Origin of the sequence: Bradyrhizobium sp. WD16 (assembly GCF_024181725.1) — a bacterium.
GTDB lineage: Bacteria > Pseudomonadota > Alphaproteobacteria > Rhizobiales > Xanthobacteraceae > Bradyrhizobium_A.
In genome coordinates, this window is sequence record NZ_CP028908.1 from 5,184,796 (window position 1) to 5,206,926 (window position 22,131).

At 63.6% G+C, this 22,131-nt stretch carries 27 protein-coding genes and 2 pseudogenes; 19 read left to right on the forward strand and 10 right to left on the reverse strand.

What is annotated here, in order from left to right; translation table 11 throughout:
• Positions 1-66 precede the first annotated feature (66 nt).
• Positions 67-549 (reverse strand): annotated as a pseudogene (locus DB459_RS23905) (NADH-quinone oxidoreductase subunit B family protein); the annotation flags it as partial.
• Between the two features lie 145 nt (positions 550-694).
• On the opposite strand from DB459_RS23905, the gene DB459_RS23910 reads away from it, so the two are divergent.
• From DB459_RS23910 to DB459_RS23935, 6 genes are all read left to right on the forward strand, one after another.
• Positions 695-928 (forward strand): hypothetical protein, encoded by a 234-nt coding sequence (locus tag DB459_RS23910; protein WP_253708800.1) that lies wholly within the window; start codon positions 695-697, stop codon positions 926-928.
• Positions 929-1,052: 124 nt separating this feature from the next.
• A complete protein-coding gene (locus DB459_RS23915) occupies positions 1,053-1,745 on the forward strand; it encodes a helix-turn-helix domain-containing protein (protein ID WP_253708803.1) in 693 nt (230 codons plus the stop codon).
• A 211-nt stretch (positions 1,746-1,956) separates the two neighbouring features.
• The gene (locus DB459_RS23920; RefSeq protein WP_253708806.1) at positions 1,957-2,766 is read left to right on the forward strand and encodes a glycosyltransferase family A protein; all 810 of its coding nucleotides are present in this window, start codon (positions 1,957-1,959) and stop codon (positions 2,764-2,766) included.
• A 547-nt stretch (positions 2,767-3,313) separates the two neighbouring features.
• Entirely contained in the window at positions 3,314-4,807 is a 1,494-nt protein-coding gene (locus DB459_RS23925) for an ATP-binding protein (protein ID WP_253708824.1), read from the forward strand.
• Positions 4,808-5,212: 405 nt separating this feature from the next.
• Positions 5,213-5,617 carry a DUF1127 domain-containing protein gene (locus tag DB459_RS23930; protein ID WP_253708827.1) on the forward strand — a complete coding sequence of 135 codons (405 nt, stop codon included), beginning with the start codon at positions 5,213-5,215 and terminating at the stop codon, positions 5,615-5,617.
• A 591-nt stretch (positions 5,618-6,208) separates the two neighbouring features.
• Positions 6,209-7,345 (forward strand): hypothetical protein, encoded by a 1,137-nt coding sequence (locus tag DB459_RS23935; protein WP_253708830.1) that lies wholly within the window; start codon positions 6,209-6,211, stop codon positions 7,343-7,345.
• On the opposite strand, the gene DB459_RS23940 is transcribed toward DB459_RS23935, so the two are convergent.
• Positions 7,346-8,131, reverse strand: coding sequence for a hypothetical protein (locus DB459_RS23940; RefSeq protein ID WP_253708832.1), 786 nt, complete (start codon positions 8,129-8,131; stop codon positions 7,346-7,348).
• Positions 8,132-8,490: 359 nt separating this feature from the next.
• A complete protein-coding gene (gene soxR, locus DB459_RS23945; protein ID WP_253708835.1) occupies positions 8,491-8,949 on the reverse strand; it encodes a redox-sensitive transcriptional activator SoxR in 459 nt (152 codons plus the stop codon).
• A gap of 89 nt (positions 8,950-9,038) precedes the next feature.
• Here soxR and DB459_RS23950 point away from each other — a divergent pair, with 89 nt between their 5' ends.
• The 4 genes and pseudogenes from DB459_RS23950 (at position 9,039) to DB459_RS23965 (ending at position 10,892) form a co-directional block, all read left to right on the forward strand.
• Positions 9,039-9,386: an antibiotic biosynthesis monooxygenase gene (locus DB459_RS23950; protein WP_253708838.1), complete on the forward strand. Its 348-nt coding sequence runs from the start codon at positions 9,039-9,041 to the stop codon at positions 9,384-9,386.
• A 123-nt stretch (positions 9,387-9,509) separates the two neighbouring features.
• A complete protein-coding gene (locus DB459_RS23955; protein WP_253708841.1) occupies positions 9,510-9,731 on the forward strand; it encodes a hypothetical protein in 222 nt (73 codons plus the stop codon).
• A 32-nt stretch (positions 9,732-9,763) separates the two neighbouring features.
• A complete protein-coding gene (locus tag DB459_RS23960; protein WP_253708843.1) occupies positions 9,764-10,204 on the forward strand; it encodes a DUF2846 domain-containing protein in 441 nt (146 codons plus the stop codon).
• A gap of 168 nt (positions 10,205-10,372) precedes the next feature.
• A pseudogene (locus DB459_RS23965) lies at positions 10,373-10,892 on the forward strand (GNAT family N-acetyltransferase).
• Positions 10,893-11,123: 231 nt separating this feature from the next.
• On the opposite strand, the gene DB459_RS23970 reads toward DB459_RS23965, so the two are convergent.
• Positions 11,124-11,666 (reverse strand): PadR family transcriptional regulator, encoded by a 543-nt coding sequence (locus DB459_RS23970; protein ID WP_253708846.1) that lies wholly within the window; start codon positions 11,664-11,666, stop codon positions 11,124-11,126.
• 78 nt (positions 11,667-11,744) lie between these two features.
• Between DB459_RS23970 and DB459_RS23975 the strand changes: the two genes are divergently transcribed.
• Positions 11,745-12,140: a PaaI family thioesterase gene (locus tag DB459_RS23975; RefSeq protein WP_253708849.1), complete on the forward strand. Its 396-nt coding sequence runs from the start codon at positions 11,745-11,747 to the stop codon at positions 12,138-12,140.
• Positions 12,141-12,176: 36 nt separating this feature from the next.
• On the opposite strand, the gene DB459_RS23980 is transcribed toward DB459_RS23975, so the two are convergent.
• A complete protein-coding gene (locus tag DB459_RS23980) occupies positions 12,177-12,512 on the reverse strand; it encodes a Rieske 2Fe-2S domain-containing protein (RefSeq protein ID WP_253708853.1) in 336 nt (111 codons plus the stop codon).
• A gap of 238 nt (positions 12,513-12,750) precedes the next feature.
• Between DB459_RS23980 and DB459_RS23985 the strand changes: the two genes are divergently transcribed.
• Positions 12,751-13,503 carry a hypothetical protein gene (locus tag DB459_RS23985; RefSeq protein ID WP_253708856.1) on the forward strand — a complete coding sequence of 251 codons (753 nt, stop codon included), beginning with the start codon at positions 12,751-12,753 and terminating at the stop codon, positions 13,501-13,503.
• A gap of 236 nt (positions 13,504-13,739) precedes the next feature.
• Entirely contained in the window at positions 13,740-14,774 is a 1,035-nt protein-coding gene (locus tag DB459_RS23990) for an alpha/beta fold hydrolase (RefSeq protein ID WP_253708859.1), read from the forward strand.
• 105 nt (positions 14,775-14,879) lie between these two features.
• On the opposite strand, the gene DB459_RS23995 is transcribed toward DB459_RS23990, so the two are convergent.
• Entirely contained in the window at positions 14,880-15,494 is a 615-nt protein-coding gene (locus tag DB459_RS23995) for an FMN-dependent NADH-azoreductase (RefSeq protein WP_253708861.1), read from the reverse strand.
• 97 nt (positions 15,495-15,591) lie between these two features.
• Between DB459_RS23995 and DB459_RS24000 the strand changes: the two genes are divergently transcribed.
• The 5 genes from DB459_RS24000 (at position 15,592) to DB459_RS24020 (ending at position 18,457) form a co-directional block, all read left to right on the forward strand.
• Positions 15,592-16,512, forward strand: a complete 921-nt coding sequence (locus tag DB459_RS24000) for a LysR family transcriptional regulator (protein ID WP_253708864.1) — start codon at positions 15,592-15,594, stop codon at positions 16,510-16,512.
• 29 nt (positions 16,513-16,541) lie between these two features.
• Complete coding sequence (locus tag DB459_RS24005; protein ID WP_253708866.1) at positions 16,542-17,153, forward strand: isochorismatase family protein; 612 nt, start codon at positions 16,542-16,544, stop codon at positions 17,151-17,153.
• 49 nt (positions 17,154-17,202) lie between these two features.
• Positions 17,203-17,655, forward strand: a complete 453-nt coding sequence (locus DB459_RS24010) for a MerR family transcriptional regulator (protein ID WP_253708869.1) — start codon at positions 17,203-17,205, stop codon at positions 17,653-17,655.
• Positions 17,582-17,998: a VOC family protein gene (locus tag DB459_RS24015; RefSeq protein ID WP_253708872.1), complete on the forward strand. Its 417-nt coding sequence runs from the start codon at positions 17,582-17,584 to the stop codon at positions 17,996-17,998. Before DB459_RS24010 ends, DB459_RS24015 begins: the two co-directional genes overlap by 74 nt.
• Positions 17,999-18,079: 81 nt before the next feature.
• Positions 18,080-18,457, forward strand: coding sequence for a cupin domain-containing protein (locus tag DB459_RS24020; protein WP_253708875.1), 378 nt, complete (start codon positions 18,080-18,082; stop codon positions 18,455-18,457).
• A 57-nt stretch (positions 18,458-18,514) separates the two neighbouring features.
• On the opposite strand, the gene DB459_RS24025 is transcribed toward DB459_RS24020, so the two are convergent.
• From DB459_RS24025 to DB459_RS24040, 4 genes are all read right to left on the reverse strand, one after another.
• Complete coding sequence (locus DB459_RS24025; RefSeq protein WP_253708877.1) at positions 18,515-18,916, reverse strand: DUF6157 family protein; 402 nt, start codon at positions 18,914-18,916, stop codon at positions 18,515-18,517.
• A gap of 85 nt (positions 18,917-19,001) precedes the next feature.
• The gene (locus DB459_RS24030; protein ID WP_253708879.1) at positions 19,002-20,195 is read right to left on the reverse strand and encodes an MFS transporter; all 1,194 of its coding nucleotides are present in this window, start codon (positions 20,193-20,195) and stop codon (positions 19,002-19,004) included.
• Positions 20,119-20,574 carry a MerR family transcriptional regulator gene (locus DB459_RS24035; RefSeq protein WP_253708881.1) on the reverse strand — a complete coding sequence of 152 codons (456 nt, stop codon included), beginning with the start codon at positions 20,572-20,574 and terminating at the stop codon, positions 20,119-20,121. Before DB459_RS24035 ends, DB459_RS24030 begins: the two co-directional genes overlap by 77 nt.
• Before the next feature lie 324 nt (positions 20,575-20,898).
• Complete coding sequence (locus DB459_RS24040; protein ID WP_253708883.1) at positions 20,899-21,531, reverse strand: NAD(P)H-dependent oxidoreductase; 633 nt, start codon at positions 21,529-21,531, stop codon at positions 20,899-20,901.
• Between the two features lie 148 nt (positions 21,532-21,679).
• On the opposite strand from DB459_RS24040, the gene DB459_RS24045 reads away from it, so the two are divergent.
• Positions 21,680-22,114 (forward strand): winged helix-turn-helix transcriptional regulator, encoded by a 435-nt coding sequence (locus tag DB459_RS24045; protein ID WP_371927005.1) that lies wholly within the window; start codon positions 21,680-21,682, stop codon positions 22,112-22,114.
• Positions 22,115-22,131 lie beyond the last annotated feature (17 nt).

The window sequence follows — 22,131 nt, forward strand, 5'->3', positions numbered from 1 at the left end:
CCTACGAGAGGCTTGCCGCAAAGGACATAGGCAATTGCGAGACGCCACACTAGAATCATAACGATGCTAGCGCTCGATGGTGCCGGTGCGCCGGATCTTCTTCTGCAGCAGCAACACGCCGTAGAGCAGCGCTTCGGCCGTCGGCGGGCAGCCGGGCACGTAGATGTCCACGGGCACAATGCGGTCGCAGCCGCGTACGACCGAATACGAGTAATGATAGTAGCCGCCGCCGTTGGCGCATGACCCCATCGAGATCACATAGCGCGGCTCCGGCATCTGGTCGTAGACCTTGCGCAGCGCGGGAGCCATCTTGTTCGTAAGCGTGCCGGCGACGATCATCAGATCGCTCTGCCGGGGCGACGCCCGCGGGAAGCAACCGAAGCGCTCCAGGTCGTAGCGCGGCATCATGACCTGCATCATTTCGATCGCGCAGCAAGCGAGACCGAAAGTCACCCAGTAGATCGAGCCCGTCCGCGCCCAGGCGATCACTTCGTCCGTCGAGGTGACGAAGAACCCTTTGTCCGCAAGCTCGCTGTTGATTTCGAAGAACGATGGACCTTCCCCGGCCAATTCCATCGGCGCCTCGCTTCGTTTGCTGTCGACGACCGCTTTCAACGTGCCTGAGATCAACTTCAGGTGTATTGAACGGTTCGGACATGGACCTGCCGGCGCCGCCGGATGCGCAGGAAGCACGATGACGACGACCGCCTCGCAGATCGTCTGGCCGCGTCAGGCGCTCGCGCGCAGCATCTTCTGCATGATCGTTCGGGACACCCGGGGCGTCGCACTCGACCAGGCACAGAGGTTCAACTTTTTCCCGGCGTCGCCGTTCTGCTCGATGGCTAGTGTGGTGGATCTGACGCTCGTTTCAGCATTGGAGCGAGTTCTTCAAACGAGCGTCAGATCCAAAACCACACTAGCATCATAATGATGCTAGTGTCCCCTTGTTTCCAACGTTCGTAGAAGCGCCTGCTGCAAAGGAATACGAACGTTGGAAACGGGACACTAGGATCGTCGCCGGCGACTGGCACCTGATCGAGGAGCCGGAGCAGATGAGGCGCCCCTGGACCGGAGCAAGGCTTCCCAGCCTCACCTTCTCCGGCGCACAACTCACGCCCCCGGTCAGCTGGAATCCCGGCGAGACCTTTACGATCGTGATCGTGTTTTACCCGGACGCGTTTTCCGCGTTAAGCGGACTAGACTTGAGCAAGTTCACGGGGCGCACGACAGCGGCGGAAGAGGTCCTGCCGGAACGGATCCTTGAGCCTTGCCGCAGCTTCATCGAGGACGTTCACCGCCAAGGGGTCGAAAACGCCTTCTCGGCGCTTGAAGACAAGATCGAGACCCTGCTGGCCGGCACCCACCTGGCCGGGAGCCGCCCGGCGAGATGGATCAACGACTGGAGCAGCAGCCTCGTCCGCCGGGCCGCGCTCACCGGTCTCGGCCGCAGCACGCGGCAGATCGCCCGGCGGGTCAGATCCTGGACCGGCGTCAGCGAGCGAGACCTGCACGGCCTCGGGCACACGGAAACTCTTTACGCCAGATTTCTGGAGGCCATCGAGGCCGGCGACCTCGACTGGGCCGGGCTTGCCGCAGCGGCAGGATTTTCCGATCAGGCCCACATGATCAGACAGATGCGGCGGCACACCGGCTTCACGCCGGAGCAGTTCCGCCGGAACGCCGCGCAGGACGAAGCCTTCTGGGGCTACCGGCTCCTCGGGCAGCATTTCACGACGTCGAAATGACGGTCGCACTGGGCGCGCCTACCGCTTGTCGTCGTCCGTGAACGACCGACGTTGACCGGTTTTCAGCCGACGCCTCCCGGCTCTCCGAGCCTGCGGCAGGTGACCATCAATCCGGACGAGGTTCAGGCTATCGGACTTGACTGCGGAGCCCGGATCCAGAGAGTGAAAGGCAATTCCGGAGCAAACGAACGAGTTCTGTTTGGAGAAAGCGATGTTTTCGCGCGAATGGAGAGGTTCAGTCGACGTTGTCATTCCTTGCCACAACGCTGCAACGACTGTTGCGGGCGCAGTATCGAGCGCGCTTTCGCAGGCGGCCTGTCGGCGCGTTATTGTCGTCGACGACGGGTCGAAGGATGATACTCGGTCGATCATCATCAGAATTGCCGAATTGAACCCGACGCGAGTTCTGGCCCTTTCATCAACGGACAATCGTGGGCCGGCGCGAGCGAGGAATTGCGGGGTGAGAGAATCCGACAGCGGCTTGGTGGCATTTCTTGACGCCGACGACGTCTACGAGCACCAGGCACTCGACGCACCCGCGATAGCGCTGCAGGAACTGAAAGAGTTCTCGTTGGTGCGGCTGTCGTTGAAACCGGCAGGAGCCGAGATCCCCTATGCGGCGCACCCGGATTTTGGTCGCGCGTGGCGCACCCTGGAGATGACGGTCGCTGGAAATATCGTGATTCGCCGGGAGATCCTGGATCAGGCTGGAGGATTCCCGGAGGATCCTGTTTTCAGGCAGTTTGGCGGCGAGGATGGAGCACTGAGCCTCGGATTGGCGGCGACATGTCGTGTCGGAACGTTGTTCGATCAGCCAGGCGTATTGTATGCCTATCGGCCACGCGCTCACGCCGAGCAGCTATTTCGATCGGTATTATTCGGAGAAAATCCACCCGGACTGCTCGCGGCATTACCACGCGCAGACGCTATTCGAAGATCCATCGAAGAGCGATTGAGGAAACTCGACGTACCGACGCGCGGTTCGCCGGGAATTGCTCCGGTTTTAGTTCAATGGGGCTAGATCTAGTACCCCCTCGTTCCAGTGATCACATATGTGGCCGCGGCGAAGAGATACGGACGCTAGTGTCCCGTCTCCGAATTACCGCTACGTTTGCCTCGCGCTCGCACGGTCATTCGGAGACATAGGGACACTAGCAAAATCAAAGTGCTAGTGTGGCTTATGTCTCGCAATTGCCTACAGGGGCTTGCCGCAAAGGGCATAGGCAATTGCGAGACGCCACACTAGTGTCCCGTCTCCGAATTACCGCTACGTTTGCCTCGCGCTCGCACGGTCATTCGGAGACATAGGGACACTAGCAAAATCAAAGTGCTAGTGTGGCTTATGTCTCGCAATTGCCTACAGGGGCTTGCCGCAAAGGGCATAGGCAATTGCGAGACGCCACACTAGAACCGGCACACCAGGTCGTTTTCCCGCGAAATGGATACCGGTATCATCTCTGAGCTATCCACTTCCCACTCGAATTGCCGGGTGATGTTGCGGTTGCGGCGCTCGACGCCCCGCGATCGGGTTGATAAGCCCCGTCTCGCGAGGATATTTGAGTCGAGACATGACCGTTGCGATCGAGATGGGACACACAACGGCAGGCGCCTCGGCGACTCTGGACCTCGAGGAACTGCTGGCGACCCGGCTGCTGGTGCAGGGCAATTCGGGCTCCGGCAAATCCCATCTGCTGCGCCGGCTGCTGGAACAGAGTGCCCCCTGGGTGCAGCAGGCCATCATCGATCCCGAAGGCGATTTCGTAACGCTGACCGACCATTTCGGCCACCTCGTGATCGATGCCGAGGGCCATACCGAGCGGGCCCTGCAGGCCGCCGGCGAGCGGGCACGCGTCCATCGCGTCTCCACGGTGCTCAATCTCGAGGGGCTCGACGCCGAGAACCAGATGCGCCGCGCCGCAGCCTTTCTCGGCGGTCTCTTCGAGGTCGCGCGCGACCACTGGTATCCGATGCTGGTGGTGGTGGATGAGGCACAGCTCTTCGCCCCGGCAATCGCCGGGGAGGTTTCGGACGAGGCGCGCAAGCTCTCTCTCGGGGCCATGACCAACCTGATGTGCCGTGGCCGCAAACGCGGGCTCGCGGGGATCGTCGCAACCCAGCGACTGGCGAAGCTCGCCAAGAACGTCGCCGCCGAGGCTTCCAATTTCCTCATGGGCCGAACCTTCCTCGACATCGACATGGCGCGCGCCGCCGACCTGCTGGGCATGGAGCGGCGACAGGCCGATGCCTTCCGGGACCTGGAGCGCGGGCAATTCATGGCGCTGGGCCCCGCCCTCTCCCGCCGTCCCCTGGGGCTGCGCATCGGTCCGACGGAGACACGGCCGCGCAATGCGACCCCGCGACTTCTGCCGCTGCCTGAAGCGACGATCGAGGACGCACGCGCCATCATCCTGGCAGACCCGCCACCGGAGAATAACCGGCCTCAGCGCCGGCCGTCGCCAGACCTCCTCGGCCAGCTCATGGCGGCGAAGTCCGCGGCGCTGGAAGTCCGTCCCGAACCGGTGGAGCAGCCACTCAGCGCCGAGCAACTGACGGAGCGACGTGAGCGGCTCGACCGCATCCTGCGCGCCGTCCTGGCGGAACCCGACGCGAGCTTCCGGGCCATCGGCGTCCTGTATCAGGAGTTCGTGGTCCGCGGCCGAATCGAGGGCCTCGGTGCGGCCGTGCCGGACCTCGGCGATTTCCGTCGCCTGCTGACGCGCGCCCGCGCCGGGCTCGCCACCGACATGGCGGAGGATGACGCGTGGCAGGATGTCTCGCTTCGCGCCGCCATCCTGCCCGAGGACATGCAGGGGGTCTTCATGATGATCGCCCACGCGGCGAAGGACGGGCGACCCTGCCCGGGCGATGCAGCGATTGCGCGCGCCTACGGCACACACTCGCTGGGCCGTGCGCGGCGTGTGCTGACCTACATCGAGGAACAGGGCCTCATCGTTTGCCAGCTTGACGGAGCCGGTCGGCGGATCGTGACACTCGTCGAACTGGCCTGGGCGACGGCACCGGGCGATCCGAATGCCGAGGAACTGCTGCTGCCATCGAACTGACGCTCGTTCCAGCATTGCGGCGAGTTCTTCATACGAAGCGTCGGATCCAAAATTGCACGAGTGCGACGTCTCGCGTCGGATCAGGAGATCTCGCCTCCAGTGCGGTGGATCTAACGTTCGTAGAAGTGCTCGCTGCAAGGGAATACGAACGTTGGAAACAGGACACTAGGATGCAAGCAACACCGACACATCCCTTGATTTAGTGCCGTTTCCGTCGTAGCTACACTTCATGATCAACATCGTGCGCATCGTGACCCGTAAACGCATGACCCGCTTTCGCTGGGCTATGAAAGGAGTCGTGCGCTAGGAATTCGACGACGCGATCTTTTCATCAGGCCCCGCCGGCATCGGACGGGGCCTTTTGTTTGGCCATGCTCCCTGCCGGCACAACAGCAGGAGCATCCGATGCCATCCCAACAGACGAATCTCCCATCCGAGACCGGACGCGATGCCGCAGGGCTCCACCTCGAACCCGCCATCGCCTTGGTGAAAGACGCCAGCGGCGACGCTTGCGCCGCGGCGCCCCCCGATGCCTCCATCGCAGCGCTGACAGACGCTTTCTCGGAAAAGGAAGCAGGACCACCAGCCGCATCGACGCGGAGCGTCTTGAGTTTACTCGAGAGATATTGGCGTGCGTTTCAGGAAAGGCGCCAACGCGACAGGTTGCGCGTGAGCTTGCACGACCTGAGTGACAGAGAGCTGATGGATATCGGCCTGACAGCCGGTGACATCGACTACATCGTCGCCCATCGAACTATTGAGGCTCGGAGATGGACGACGCATCTATGGCTCACGCGTGGCGTGATGTAACTGATGGCAAGTCACCGCCAGTATTGGCAGGTTGTCGCAGCACGCCGTCGGCGGATCAGCGAGGCGTAATCCGCCTGCAATCGTCGTGAATTGGCGGACGACGCCAACGCCAATCCGCCCCCGAGCCGCGAACGCAACCAACACCACGGCTTCATAGCGCCATCTTTCTCGTCCGATTCGGGTCACGGGCCGAAAGTCTAGCACGGAGCAAATCTGGTCCGCAGCACCTCGGATAACCGACATGGATTCAAGCCTTGAAGATTTCTCCGACGGGCCGACAACGTACCCTCTCATCAGAGTCCGGGAATGCCCGTTAAGGGCGATGAACGGACCTGACGGGGCGGTCCGATCAAGTCGTGAATTGGCACGAAACGTAAGTCCCGGAACGGAGAGGGCATTTCCGAAGCTGGGGGTACATCGGCTGTGCCATCTCCCGACCGGCCACAGCCGGATTTAACCCACCACGGAAGTTGGTCGGTAGCTCGCCACGTCGGAACCGACAATTCGGCTAGCCGCCTTTCGCGATTCTTCCACTACTATGTGCACGCCCTAGGTGGCATTAGCAGGCCTTTCAACTTTCGGCGATTCATCATGCACACATGGGCTCCGCTTTTCCTGCTGCCGAACATGCGCATCCAGATTCCGTTCGAGAACGAGTATCTGGCAATTGTTCCGCCTGAAGACGAACGGTGCATCGAGATCAATTCTCGCCACCCGACCTTTCTTCCGTTCCTCGGGAGTTTCACAGATGCGTTCCGTCGCAAGCAAACTCCTAGCGTGATGCTGATGCGCGACGATGCCCCCGGGTGGATAAAGTCATGGGAGGCTGTCAGCGGTTTCCGCGACGTCCTCTCGATCAGTGCGGTGCTCCACAACCGCACCGCGGTCTTGATCCATCATCTGCCGAGAAGCTACCAGTACACCACGTCATTCGATTTCTACGCCTACACGCTCACGACCGACTATCTGAAACTCATCACGAGCAATCCCGCCTTGATGGGCTTCGACATGGTCGAAGAATTCCATGGCCAGACGACCCCCGGCCTTCCGGTCTCGAATTGGGATCGGCTGAACTATGACGAACTGCTCGCCAAAGCCCTTTTGGCGGAGTGGCACAGGCGATTTTATGATTCCGAGCCCTCATGGCGTAGCCTTGCCCTCTTCCGCTCCCTCAACATGGCCCATGCGGCCGCGCAGATACCCGGCGTCGTCGGCGTCACCAACCACTCACTCGGCCGGAACATTGGCCTTTGGGTTAGCGCGTTTGAAATCCTTGTTCATCCGGAAACCGACGACAGCGGTGTGAAGCAGGTGTACGCCCTGCTAGACCAGGTCGATTATCGGACCCAGGCCTGCAAGGAGAAGACCTACTTCTGCTATGAGGGACGCACCAAGAAGCAGGGCCAACCCCGCAATTTGGCTTGCTGGATCTACGGTGAGGTCAACCACGCTCGCATCGATTACCTGCACGGCAATCCCCTGAAGGCCGATCGCCTTACCGTTCCTCCGTACAACAGGAATCTGTTCAACTACGTGCCGACGTTATACCGCTTGCTACTCACCGCATTCCTGGGGCTCAACCACTACGGCCCGTTCAAGCCAAGGGAGTCCGGCGCCTCACCCTACGACGCCGCGGGGATGCTCGAATACCGATTCCATAGCCGTCAGGGCGACTACGAGCGGGCACTCGCGCACATCCTTAAGCCCGTAGACCCAAAGGAGCTTTGATTACGCTCCGAACATCCTCGCGAGAAGATGCACGATTTCCGCCGTAGCAACCTTCATCCCCAGGTCCTTCCCAAGGTCGACAAGACGCCTGCCCCATCGCTTGAGCTTCCCCGCGTCAGGTTCGGCCTTGACCGCCTCCTCTTTCACCACCGCTGCGGTATCGCTGAAGGCTTCTTTCTGCTCTGGCGAGAGCTGACTGAATTCCTGCGAGATCAGCGCGCGGTCGATGGCGGCGACCAGTTCGTTGTGGTTTTGCGTAAAGGCGGTCTGTGAGAAGTTGTCGCCGATCCCGACCTGCTGGATAGCTCCGGGACTGTTCGTCTGGTTATTGATGACGCTCACCACGGGGTCCTTTCTCAGGCGCTCGCTCCCTTGCATACCGTGAGAAAAGTCGGCCAGGGCCTGCTCCTTGAAGCGCTCCAGCTTCGCCCTCACCTTTTCAATCTGGGTTGCGGTCACGGCGCCCAGGTTCAGCCGGTTCGCCGTCTCGGTGATCTCCGCCATAATCATCTGTTGGACGCGGTTGGCAAAGTTTGTCAGGTAGATCAGCGCCTCCAGCTCGTGCCCAGCGGTGAACTCGAACGTGAACTTCGAGGCCTCCGCAACGATCGACTTGAACTGGCTGGCGGCTATCTCCTCAAATGCAATGAGGGTGGCGCCGCTCTGCAACGTCCCGGCCGCCGCGTGCTTCGCCTGCATCGTATTGATCTCCCGAGCCAACGCTTCGTAGACCTCCGGGAGGCGATTATCGAGTGAGCGGCCGAGGTAGGCAGTGTCAAAAGCCATGGTAGCCTCAAAAAATAAGCGCCAATAAAGGCACCATTCTACCCAGCTTTGGGCCCTATGCTACCGGGCGTTGCCGGCTGTCAACTGCTCCCGGATGGGTCTTACTGCTTATGACCCGAAACGTAAGTCCCGGAACGGAGGGGTTATTTCCGAAGCCGGGGAGACACCGGCTGCGCCATCAGCCGACCGGCTACAGCCGCCCTTGACCCGTAGCCCACGTCCGTAAAGGGCTGAATGCGGACGCCGGCGACTTGGTCGCAAAGGTCTGCCTTGGGCCATAAGCGGAATTCAGCCTCGCCGCCATCCGGCGTCCGCTTCACGCCCGAAAGCGGATGTCGCGGGTTGATGAGTCCGCGCCCTTAGCCGGGAGCGATCAACACCGGCCCCGCCCCCTGCTTCGCCAGGCGATCGGCCGGATTGCGCAAGGGACAATCGCTCAAGGACAGGCAGCCGCAGCCGATGCAGTCCTGCAGCTGATCGCGCAACGCCGTGAGCTGCGCGATGCGGCCGTCGAGATCGTCCTTCCAGCGCCGCGACATCCGCGCCCAGTCCGCCGCCGTCGGCGGACGATCCCCCGGCAACGCCTTGAGGACCTCGGCGATCTCGCGCAGCGGCACGCCGGCGCGCTGCGCCACCTTGATGACGGAGATCCGCCGCAGCACGCCACGCGGATAGCGGCGCTGGTTGCCGGCGGTGCGGCGGCTGCGGATCAGCCCCTCGGCCTCGTAGAAATGCAGTGCCGACACCGCGACACCGGCGCGGCGGGCGACTTCGCCGACAGTGAGTTCGCTGGCCGGTACGGAGGCTTTGCGCGACATGGCACACGAGATAGCGCAAAACCCGCTTGACCTCAACCTTGATTGAGGTTGTATCAAGGTGCTCCACAGCGCAACCGGAGCACGAGGCAATGACTCTCCGTCCCGAAATCCCCGTCACCCACATCAACGTCTTCACGCCGAACCCCGGCATGATGGATCAGTTCGTCGCCGCCCAGCTCGACGGCCTGCCGAAATTCGGCGCCATTCCCGGCTCGCGCGGGTCTCATTTCTACTGCGCCGACGACCGCAGCTGCGCTGTGCTGGTGACCCATTGGGACAATGAGGCCGCTCATCGCCGCTTCATGGAGTCTGAGTCCTTCGCCCGCCATCGCGCCAGGCTGCTGCCGCTGATCGCCCGCAGCGAAGGCCGATATCACCGATTGCTATTCACCCGCGCGCCGGCTGCCGTCGCGGACGCCACGCCCGTGCTGATCTGACGATTCGTTCAGTCGGCGATCATGCGGCGGCCACCTCCGCCGCATGATCGACGCTGTCGCACTGCGACAGCATCGACGGCGCGGCGCCTTGCAATCGCGCGAGGTTGCAGCAAGACTCCAGCCATGACGGCAGACAAGACGACAGACAAGACGACAGAGACGCAGATCTACAGCGGCGGCTGCCTGTGCGGCGCCCTGCGCTATCGCGGCGGGACACGATCCGCGCGGATCGCGTGGAGCGCAAAAGACGTTGCGCAATCAGCACGTGTATGGCTAATTGAGCTCGCGGGGCGAGGAAACAGCGAGGCAATTGCCAGCTGTTCGTTGTTTGTCGTCGATCTGTAACTGGACGCTTTCCAATATCGGGACGGGGCATAATGGGGTCAAAAATCGGGGCGCTGCCGCTTTTGCTCGTCGGATTTTTGCTGGCGAGTTGCGCAAGTCCACGTGGCCTCGATGAACCTCCCTTGCAGACCCCGGCATTGAAGCCGGGTTACGGCCGTGTCTACTTCACCCGGCCCGGCGATTTTGGCGGATCGGCTATTCAGCCCGAGATTCGGATGAACAATGAAGTCGTCGGCCGATCTGTGCCCGGCGGGTTCTCTTATGTCGACCGCCCCCCGGGGAGATACGCCGTGACAACGACAACCGAGGTCGAAAATGCGGTTACGTTCCAGTTGGCAGCGGGCGAGACGAAGTACATCAAGACATCAGTGACACCCGGCATACTCGTCGGCCATGTCACGCCGACGCTCGAATTCCCCGAGCAGGGGCAATCCGACATCGGCCGCCTCAGGTACGTCGGCCGCCCATTCTGATTCCTTGCGCGGGACGGAAAGCAATGGGCACTGGCAATCTTATGATTCCAGTACCCTTTTTGTTTCCGAAGATCGTGTCCGGAAGATGCCGCAATTGATTCACGAACTTCGGAAACAGGGTACGGCAAGTGTCAAACCAGATTTCTACTTTTACGTGCAGCCCCTCAAGTGATCATCCGCAGCGAAAGGCCCGATGACGCCGCCGCCATCCGCGCCGTCATCACCGCGGCCTTCGCCGATGTCGTCCACAGCAACCACACCGAGGCGGCAATCGTCGAGGCGCTGCGGGCGGCCGGAGTTCTGACCATCTCCCTGGTAGCCGTCGAGGGCGATCAGGTCGTCGGCCATATCGCCTTTTCTCCCGTCCGCATCGACGGTCGCGAACTCGATTGGTTCGGGCTCGGCCCCCTCGCCGTCAGGCCCGACCGGCAGCTCGGCGGCGTCGGCAAGGCTCTCACTCTCGTGGGTCTGGACCGATTGAAGGCGATGAACGCCAGTGGCTGCGTGGTGCTCGGCGAGCCGGACTATTACGATCGCTTCGGCTTCAAGGCCCGTCCCGAGCTCCGCCTGACGAACGTCCCCCCCGGAATATTTTATGGCGCTGCCATTCAGTCCCGGATTGCCGAGCGGGCAGGTGCAGTACCATCCCGGCTTCGAAGCGCGTGACGCGCACCGCCCGGGCGACTGAACTGCGCCCCCCGCCCCGGCACGAGGGAATTCGTCCGCAACCAACGTCACGCCGCCTCGCCGCGCCCGCGAACCGGCTGGCGCAGGATCGTCCTGAGCTTGTCCGGCGCGGTCTTGCGCGGATCGCTGAGATAGATCTCGTGATGATGGCCGGCCTCGACAAGTCCGTTCGCCGGCGATCGCGAATTGGCCCCTTGGCGGATTGTAAAGAGTTCTCAACGTCCTCTTGACATCAATCTTGTCCACCATGGCCCTCCGTCAGCTGATCGCGTGCGTTGTCGAGCCAGGCGCGCTCCGCCGCGATCATCGCCGCGCTGTAATCGAACATCGCGGCGACGAACGGCGGCAGCGGCTGCTGGGCGGCGCGGCGTCCTTCGAGTTCGGCAAGCCTGTGGGCAAGTGCCGCGGCACGTTCGTCGAGCGCGGCACGGGCCTGTCGCGGCGGCAGCGCCGGCCAGTTGGCGAGGCCGAGCAGGATGGACGGGTGCAGCGTCTCGGGTTGGGCAAGCGCACGGCGGGCTTCATCGCGGTGGGCGCGTGCGCCCGCCTCGGTCAGGCGGTAGACCCGCCGCACCCGCCGGCCCGCCCCGGCCGGCCGTTCCAGCGCGACGAGGCCGCGGGAGGCGAGTTTCTTCAGCAGGAAATAGATCGAGGAGAAGCCGAGCGCGGTCCATTGCCGCATGCCGCGCGCCTCGATGAGCCGCTCGAGGCCGTAGCCGTGCAGCGGCGCCTCGGCGAGCAGCGACAGGAGTGCGAATTCGGCGTTGGTGAGCATCTATTCTAGTACTAGAATATTGTGCTCCGCGAAACAACGCCTGATCTGTTGCGCAGCGAGTTGAAGCCGGAGGCCGCCATGAACCTGCTCACCCGCCTCAGCGAGGCGCGACTGCCGTTCGCCGAACTGCTCGGCATCGAGCTCGTCAGCGCCGAGCCCGACCGGATCGTTGCCGAGATGACGGTGCGGCCCGATCTCTGCACCCGGCCGGATGTGCTTCACGGCGGCGCCGTCATGGCGTTCGCCGATACCCTTGGCGCGCTCGCCACCATCGCCAATCTCAAGGACGGCGCCGGCACGACCACGATCGAGAGCAAGACCAATTTCATCGGCCCGGCGCCGGTCGGCAGCCGCATCACCGGCGAGACCACGCCGGTGCATCGCGGCCGGCGCACCATGGTCTGGCAGACCAAGGTAACGACCGCCGAGGGCAAGCTCGTCGCGCTGGTGGTGCAGACCCAGCTCGTGCTCTGAGGGGCCGAAGGCCCTGCAGCAGGCGTTCGACGCCCGTCAAGGCGCCGCGAACAGCGGCACGACGCCCTCGACATCGATATAGACGCTGCCGTCCTCGACCTTGACGGGATATTCGGCCAATGCGCTCTCCTGCGGCTCGATCGGCGCACCGCTGGTGAGGTCCCAGGTCCAGCCGTGAACCGGACAGGTCAAGACGCGACCATCGAAATCCGCCTCGGACAGCGGCGAATTGCTGTGCGGACAGACGCCCTGGAACGCCCTCAAATCATCGCCACCCTCGGGGCAGGCAAGAATAATGAGCCGGGCGTCGACGATAACGAGGCGCATGCCGCCTTCGGGCACCGTTTCGGCCTTGCACACGCGGGTGAACATGCCAGCGCTCTCCTGACTACCGCAGCTGCTTGATCCAATTAATGCAAGCGACGAGCCAGCCGAGGGGGCGAGCCGGGCTCCGGCGCACATGTCGGGAAACGACGCAAGTCGTCGGCTTTGCGACAGGACGCGAGGACGCTCCTCCACCCTTGCCTGGCATCCTTCTTGCTCCAATCGACTTAACGGGCCGTGCCGCGAGATCACGGTGACTGAAGGCTGACAAAGGCGGACTGCGCACATGACCGACATGGCGGAACTGAGAAGGCGCAAGGAGCCGCTCAACCTGGCGATCGTGCATGTCGACCCGGACGCCTTCATCGCCAATCTGATGGGCTGGCTGGAAATAACCACCTTCATCTCGGCGCTTCGGCTCGGCGAGGCCCAGATGCCCGCCGACGGCAAGACCCCGTCCCTCTGCGCGGAACAGTTGCTCAAGGGCGGCGTCCACGACGTCGGCAACGACGCGCTGTTCGCTTTCTGCATGACGGCGGCACTGAAAGCCGACAAGGCCGCCGTCGACAAGGTCGAGGCAGCGCTGGCCGAGAGCATGGGCAAGGAATTCCCCGGGTCCTTTGGCCTGTGGCATTTCCGTGCGGCCATCGACGCGCCGGTGACGCTGGAGGATTTCGTCGGCCAGGCCGGCAAGAAGATGTTGCTGGGCGACGTCCCGCCGCCGCCGCTGCGCGCCAAGGAGAACTGGACAAGCGGACTGCGCTTCTTCGAGAAGGCCCGCAAGTCCAATTTCATTCACGAGATCATGTATCCGCTGGCGAAATGGACGCGCGAGCGCTGGACCGAGACCTCGGACAAGGGCGTCGCCTTTCTTCATCACATCGAGGACAATGTCCCGGTGCTGCGCGAGGTCCTGGAGGATCCGCGCAACGACCAGGCCTTCATCGCCAATGCGCTGCTCAAGCTCGCCCCCGCGGTCGACATGGAGCTGACCGAGGAATATCAGGGATTTCTCCGCTCACTGGCGCGACGGAATTAGCTCCGGGCGGCGGCCACGCCTCGTCCCCGCAGCCCCGTCGTCATCGCAACCGCACCTCGGCTCTTGCCGCCAGGCAGGCCGCGCTTGGTGGGAAACACCACAGCCGCGAGACAATGACCATGCCTTGAGCTAAGCTCACGGCTGTGGGATCGGTTATCTTCAATTTCCAGTGCCGCCCCGTTCGGTGTTTATCGATGTGGGACATTCGTGCTGTTGTCATCTGCGGACTGATTGCGATGGGTTTTCTCGACACCGCCCGCGCCGATGGCCTGGCCCGGCGGGACTTCGACGTCACGACCGCGGACGGGGTCGGCATCCGTGTTCGCGAACTGCGGCCCGCCGCCGTCGACGCGGGACGCGAGCCTCTCATTCTGATCCATGGTGCGCGCGTTCCCGGGGTCGGCAGCTTCGATCTTCCGGTGTCCGGCGGTTCGCTGGCGGCGGATCTTGCCGAGCGCGCCCGACGGATCGTCTACGTCATGGACGCGCGCGGCTACGGCGGCTCGCAACGACCGGTGGCGCTCGACAGGCCGGCCGACAAGGCGCCTCCGCAGGCACGCGCCTTCGAGGTGGTCCGCGACATCGCCGCGGCGGTGTCGGCCGCAAAGGCGCAGGCAGGCCAAGGAACGGTCACCCTGCTCGGCTGGGCGACCGGCGGGATGTGGGCGGCCTTTTATGCTTCGCTTCACCCCGAGGACGTCGGCCACCTGGTGACGCTGAACGCCCTCTACGGCGGCGCAGCGCAGCATTCCCAGCTCGGGCCCGGCTCAGCGGTCAGCGATCCGCACCATCCCGATCGACTCAACCCGGCGATCGGCGCTTACGGACTCAACGACGCAGCCTCGCTGCTGCCGGGCTGGGACAGGTCGATCCCGATCGCCGACAAGGCCGCGTGGCGGGACCCTGCCGTGCTCGCCGCCTATCAGGACGCCGCCCTGGCGAGCGACCCGCAATCGTCGCGCCGCACCCCGCCCGCGTTTCGCGCGCCGATGGGCGCGATCGAGGACAGCTTCTATCAGGCCGGCGGACGCCGGCTGTTCGATGCGTCCTCGATCACCGCGGCCCTGCTGATCATCCGCTCGGAGCGCGATTTCTGGAGCCGGCCGGAGGATGCTTCGAGCCTCGCCCATGATGCCGTGCACGCCGCTTCGGTGCGGTTGATCACCCTTGCGAATGCGACCCACTACGTCCACCTCGATCGGCCCGAACACGGACGCTCGCAGTTGCTGGACGAAATCGTCGCCTTCCTCGCGTCGCGGCCGGCTGGCTAGTGTCCCGTTTCCAGCGTTCGTATTCGATTGCGGCAGGCGCTAGTGCGAACGTTGAAACAAAGGGACACCGCACGAGCGCCCGACCTGCGCCGCTGGGCGACGAACTCAGGCCAGCAACGCCGCCACGCGCTGCGCCGCGCTGGCTTGACCTGCGGCCTTGGCCTCCGCCCCCATGTTCTGGCCCTCGACGGCAACGACTTCGAGATCGGTGATGCCGAGGAAGCCGAGCACGCCGCGTAGATAGGTGTCCTGGAAATTGAGACCCGCCATGGGCCCCTCGCTGTAAATCCCACCTCGACTGGCGATGACATAAGCCTTCTTGCCGGTGACAAGTCCCTCGACGCCACCTTCGGGCAGGTAACGAAAAGTCCGGCCGGCAATGGCGATCGCATCGATCCAACTCTTGAGCGCCGAGGACACGGAAAAGTTGTACATCGGGGCGCCGATCACGATGACGTCAGCAGCAAGCAGTTCCGTGATCAGCTCGTCGGAGATCGCCGCCGCCTGCTCTTCGCTGCTGCGCTCCGCCGCCGGCTTGGCTGCCCCGGACAACAGCGCCACGCCGAGATGGGGCGGCGGATTGGCTGCCAGATCGCGATGCGCGACCGTGGTCTCAGGGTGCTTTGCCACCCATTTGGCGATGAATTTTGCCGTTATTTCCCGCGACGCGGACGCGGCTTGCGGAAGGATGCTGCTTTCGACAACCAGAAGTTTGGCCATGTTTCTGCTCCAAATGACATACGGTCATTAGGGGCATGACAATTCATCTGCGGAAGCGATAAAATTCTGCATACCTCCATCTAGAGAATAGATAGCCATGCTGGACACGCTCACGATCAATCAGCTGCGTACCTTCGTCGCCGTCTGTGACGAAGCGAGCTTCTCCAAGGCATCACGTCGCCTGATGCGGGCGCAGTCGGCCATCAGCCATTCCATTGCCGCTCTTGAAGCGGCATTGGGCGTGGCGCTGTTCTCCCGCGAGGGACATAAGCCCGTGCTGACGACGGCCGGCCGCCTCCTGCTGGCCGATGCGCGCGCAGTCATCGCCAATACCGAGGAACTCAAGAACCGCGCCCGATCCATCGCGACGACGGGGGTGTCCGAACTCGTCGTCGGCGTCGACCCGCATTTTCCGCGCGGCCCGCTGGTGAAGGGCCTGACCGAACTCAAGGCCGAAGCGCCGCTGCTTCAAGTCAAGCTGTTCAGCCAGATGTCCAGTAAGAGCGAAACCCTGGTACTGGATGGACGGTGTACGATCGCGCTCGTCATGGCCGCGAGCGAGGTGCTCGACGCCGGCGCGCTGGAGCGGCGACATGTCTGCGACGTGCCGTTCGTCACCGTCTGCGCCCCAGATCACCCGCTTTCCGGCCAGGCGGCGCCTGTGTGTGCCGTCGAGCTGCAGCGCCACACCCAACTGGTGATCACCGATCACCACACCGACCGCCATGGCCTCAGCACCTGCGCCATCGGCGAACGGACCTGGTTCGTCGCCGATCTTGCAGCGGCGCGCGACTTCGTGCTGGCGGGGCTCGGCTGGGCTCATATGCCGCTGGAGAACGTTGCAGCCGACATCGCCAATGGGAATCTGCATCAGCTTCACGTCGGCCCCATCGGCGGTCGCCATGTGCCGATGGCTTTCGAAATGTCGTCGCTCCGCGGCCGACGCTATTCGGAGAGCGAAGAGCTCTTTCTGGAGAAGCTGCGGCGCCCCGACGCCGGTCTGACGGCTGCCGCTTAGCCCACCCGCTCGAACAGATGGACAGCGCGATGGCAAACCCAAGACGCCCGGTTCTCATCTCGATCGATATGCAGCGTGCTTTCGACCTCCCCGGCCGACCGCGGCGATGGAACCCCGATCTCGACCGCAACGGCCTCGCCCTGCTCGCCGCCTGGCGGGCGCGCGGCTGGCCGATCATTCATGTCCGCAATGATTCCCCCGATCCGGCGTCGTGGTTTCACCCTGACCATCCCGGTCACGGCTTCCGGCCCGGATTTCAGCCCGTGCAGCGAGAGGATCTCGTCGCCAAGACTGTCAATTCGGCCTTCATCCGCACCGATCTCGACCTGCGCCTCCGTCGCCTCGATCCGGCGAGCCTCGTCATCTTCGGCATGCGCACCGACATGTGCGTGTCCTCGACCGCTCGATGCGGATCCAACATCGGTTGGCGCGTCACGGTGGTGGCAGACGCCTGCGATTGCTGCGACCTGCCCGATCCCTTCGGTGGCGCAACGATCCGCGCAGAGGATGCCCATCGCGTGCATCTGGCCACCCTTGCGGATGAGTTCTCCGAGGTCGTGACCACCAAGGCGGCCTCGCCCTGCTCGCTGCCCGAAGGCGAGCCGATCCGGCAGGAAAGATTCCCGGCCCGCGCCTCTTGACCTTACCGCTAGCGGCAAGGTCGTACAACGCGCCCCGAGAACGCAGCACATGATGATCCAGGAAGCAGCCCGCCGTCTCGGCGTCAGCGCCCGCACCTTGCGCCACTACGAGGCGGCGGGCCTCATCCGCCCTGCCCGCCTTGCCAACGGCTATCGCAACCTGTCGGATGCCGATCTGCGCACCGCCGAATGGATCCGCGGCCTCGTCGCCGCCGGCTTTTCCTTGCGCGAATTGCGGGCGCTCAGTGCGGCGCTCGACCAAGGCCGCGATCGTCCGACCTGTGTCGCGGCGCTGCGCGATAAGCTCGACCAGATCGACCGCCTCGCCGAGCGGCTGCAACAGCGCCGCCAGGCCGTCATCAAACGGCTCGCCGTCCAGGAACGGATGGCCCGAGACGCAGCTCCCCGACCGCAGGAGGTCTCCAACCATGAAGGTTCTCAACATTCTGGTGCGGCGCTATCTGCCGCTCGACCGCTTCGACGACGCCGTCGCCTTCCATGAGCGGCTGATCGGCCAGAAAGCCCGTCTCAGGTTCGACTACCCACAATATCAGCTCAAGCTGGCGGGGGTGGCCTCGATCCTGTTCATCGCCGGCACCGAGCAGAGCCTTGCCCCTTTCACCGCGACCCATGCCACCTTCCTGGTCGACGATATCGAAGCCTTCACGGCCCACCTGCCCACGGTCGGCGCCGAGGTGCTCGAACCGCCGAAACCGGTGCCAACCGGCTGGAACATGCTGGCGCGCCATCCCGACGGCATGCTCGTCGAATATGTCGAGCACCGCCAGAAGCATCCGGCGGATGTGCTGCCCGACGCCGACGGACCCGAGCGGATTTTTTCCTGAGACTGGACGGATGCCTCACCGTGGGAGTAAAAAATTGCCACCCTTGGCTGCGCCGACCGACCACGAGACGAGGAGATCGACGTGCCCGTCGTGAATAAGGTGACGCTCTCGGAGGCCTTCGCCCGATTCGACGAAACCTGGAGCCCACGCGTCGGCGGCGATATCAACGATTTCCAGATCAAGCTGGCAAAGCTCGAAGGCGCCTTCCATTGGCACCATCACGATGAGGAGGACGAGCTCTTTCTGGTGGTGTCCGGCAGCTTGCGCATGCGGCTTCGCAAACAGGATGGCGGCGACGTCGTGCTCGGCCCCGGCGAATACATCATCGTGCCGCGCGGCATCGAACACTGCCCGACGGCCGAACCCACCTGCCAGGTGGTTCTGTTCGAGCGAAATACCACGCTCAACACCGGCAACGTCGAGAATGACCGCACGGTTCGCGAGCTCGCCAGGCTGTAAGTCGTTGCCTGATGCTCGCTTAAGCCGCAGCCATCATTGCGGCTGCGGCCCATTCACTCAGGCGCGCCGAGAACGCATGCCACGAGTTTTTTCGATCTTCGGATTGTCGGCCATCCGCCGATAGCGTTCGGACCCGCAGTCGACGAGAGCGACCCTGCTGTTGGCGTCGTGGTGCAATCCCCAGCCGTAGGATTTCACAAGGGGTGATGCCCGCAGGCAGGCCTGAGGCTTCGAGAACAATGCCTTCCTGAGGTCATCGAGCTTGCTGTCCGGCACGTCCTTGCGCCGAGCCTCGACCGCAAGCAGCAGCTGGTCGCTCGTCAATTTGTAAGGTGACGCCTGCAAGAGCTCGTATTGAATCGCCGCAACCGTCCCCATCCTGGACGGCACAGTCCCTGCCGCCACCGGACAATCGGGCGAGACCATGATCAGGACGTTGGTGTAGTTGGTCGAATGCATCGGGTTCCTCGACGTTTGCGAGGCAAGCTATCGCGGGCCTGGCACCGCCGCAACGAACTCCAGGACGGATCGTACCGTCAGGACGTCAGGCGGCGTCGCCTCCACCAGCAAAAGCAGCGCCAGCCGTTCGGCGGCTGGCTGCGAGATCGATCAGGCTGATCACGCCGCCAATGGCGACCACCGCGCCGAGGAGGCCGCTCACCGCGACGACCGCTCCCTCGCCGGTCCACAACGCCACGATCGGCATCAAAACCAGGAGGACGCCGTTGTTCATCGTCTCGGAGCTCGCCAAGACGAAGCCGGCATCGGCGCCGCCGCGGCTGGCTTGAATCGCCGTATTGGCGGGCGCGGCCAGCCCGCAGCCGAAACCCCAAAGCCCGAGCAGCACCAGCGAAAGACCGAATGGCAGGAAGACGCCGAGAAACGCGACCTCGGTGACGAGGATCAGGCCGATGGCCGGCGGCAGGATGGTCTGCGGATTTCCCAGGCGACCGATCAACAGATTGCCGACGGCCAATCCGGCGCCGAAGACCGCAACCGCGACGCCGACCGCGCCGGTGCCGAGGCCAAAGCGCGCGCGCAGCACCTCGCCGGAGATCAGGAAGCCCGCAATCGCAGCGCCGAGCCATGCCCCCTTGCAGAGATTGGGCCGCAGCACCGCGCCTTCGGCAAGGTGCGCTGCTGACGCGCTCAACGAACCACGCGCCCCCGGTCTCGAGCGCGGCAGGACGACGAAGGCGAGAGCGCACACCGCGAGGCAGCCGAGGCTGACCGCGAGGAACGGCGCGCGCCAGCCGTACAACTCGGTCAGGAGGCCGGCAATGGTCGGCCCGGAGGTGACGCCCAGCGTCAGGCCGAACAGCACGAGCCCCATCGCCCCCGCCTGCTTGTCTTCGGGCACGGTCTCGCTGATGAGTGCGAAGGCGGTCGGCGTCAGCGCCGCGCCGGCAACGCCGCCGAGAACCCGGAAAGCAACGGCGAAAGAAATGTCGGGCGCGATGGTGAGAACGAGCGCATCGGCAGCGAACAGCAGCAGGGCCGGCAGCAGCAGCCGGCGCCGCCCGAACCGGTCGCTCAGGAGGCCGACGAACGGCGCCAGTGCGGCGTAGGACAGGGCGTAGCCCGAAACAAGCCAGGCGGCGCTCGACACCGGCACCTTGAACGCCTCAGCCAGCGGCGCCAGCATCGGCGCCAGCATGAATTCAACTGTACCGACCAGATAGACGGCGAGCGCCAGCGTGGCGAGCAGAGTGGATTGGCGGTGACTTGTGGTCGGCATGGGGCAGCGTCTCCGGCGCAGATGGGTCCTGTCCGGATGCCGCCAACAAGGTGTCGAGCAGCTTGTCCCGTCGACTTTCCAGGTCGGCGATCTGGCGCTCGATCTCGGTCAGCTTCTTGCGATGGGCGCTGGCGACGCTTTCGCAGGCGGTGACCTTGGCGGGGTCGTCGACGATGCAAGCGAGAAAGGTCGCGATCTCGGCGGTGGTGAATCCGAGCCGGATCATCCGGCCGATCCGGCGCACCAGCAGCACCGCATCGGCATCGAACTCGCGATAGCCATTGGCGCCCCGGGTGGAGCTGAGCAACCCGACTTTCTCGTAATGGCGGATCGCGCGCACGCTCGTTCCCGCCGCTCTTGCTACATCTCCGATCTTCATCCGAACTCCTTAAGCTCCCAAGCTTACCCCCTGACATCAATGTCAGGGTCAAGCGTCAGAATGGGCAACTTAGGTCCGGCGGGCAATTCCCGAGGCCGTGATGGCCGACGCAGATCACACGATCGGCGGCCGCGTCCGCCGGCGCGAAGCAATGGACGCCGATCGCCACGCCCTTGGCGCAACCGATGGCGCCGAGACAAGCGGCCGGATCGACGAAGCGCGACCCACCGCCGCGAAACCGTCGCGGCCGGAATCTGGCGGGTCGACGGCTTCGGACGGAGGCCCTGCCGGAGACGGCAGGGCCAGCGTATGCGGCGTTGCCGATCACGCCACTTCGGTGATGAAGTTTTCCCGCGCGCGCCGGACCTTCTTCAGGTTGACCAGCCAGTCCTTGTCAGCCTCGCGATAGCCGAGCGGCATGATCGCTACAGAGCGCAGGCCGCGCTCTCGCAGCCCCAGGATTTCGTCGAGCTTTGCAGGCTCGAAGCCCTCCATGGGCGTAGAATCGACGCCCTCGAACGCCGCGGCTGTCAGGGCGATACCAAGGCCGATATAGGCTTGGCGGGCAGCGTGCTCGAAATTGACCTGGGGATCGCGCGGAACATAGGTGCCTAGCAGCATCTTGCGGTAGTTTTCCCAACCTTCGCTGGTTGAACCGCGCTCAGCATTGACCAGATCGAACATCGAGTTGATGCGATCGGCCGTGTAGTTGTCCCACGCTGCAAAAACCAGAAGATGCGAGCCATCAGTGATCTGGCTCTGATTCCAGGCGATCGGCTTGATCTTCTCCCGAACCTCCGGATTGGTGACGACGATCACTTCGTAGGGCTGCAGACCGCTGGAGGTGGGAGCAAGGCGAATGGATTCCAGGATGCGTTCGACCTTATCCGGGGCCACTTGCTTCGACGGGTCCATTTTCTTCGTCGCATAGCGCCATTTCAGCTTTTCGAGAACCAAGGTGGGATCCTTTCATTTCGGCCGCCACGGACCGCTGCGAGCTCGGGGGCCAGCGGAGGCGGCGTATTGCCCTCGCCGGCCGTTACGGTATATATAAGTGACTTAGTCAACTAAGATAACCTTTGCGCAAACGCAAGAAGGCACGTTGCTGATACCTGGGCACAAGGACGTAACCACGATGTCGACGAACCACGATGTCGCCTGCTGCCGGCGCGTCTGCGACGTTCTCGCGCGGATTGGCGATAAATGGAGCGTGCTCGTGATCATGATGCTCGGCGACGGTCCGCGCCGATTCAATGAGCTGAAGCGATCGACCGCGGGGATTTCGCAGCGCATGCTGACGCTGACCTTGCGTGGCCTGGAGCGAGACGGATTGGTGACACGGACGGCGTTTCCGACGATTCCGCCTCGCGTCGAATATGAGCTCACCGATCTCGGTCGCTCGCTATGGCAGCCGATCGAAGCGCTCGGCGAATGGACCTTCGCCAATCTCGATACGATCGAGCGCGCGCGGGCCGCCTTCGACCACAGGAACGATTCCGGCGAGGCATCAGGCCAGCGCCCTCTTCCGCCACACAGATAAGGCGACGGCCGTAAGGG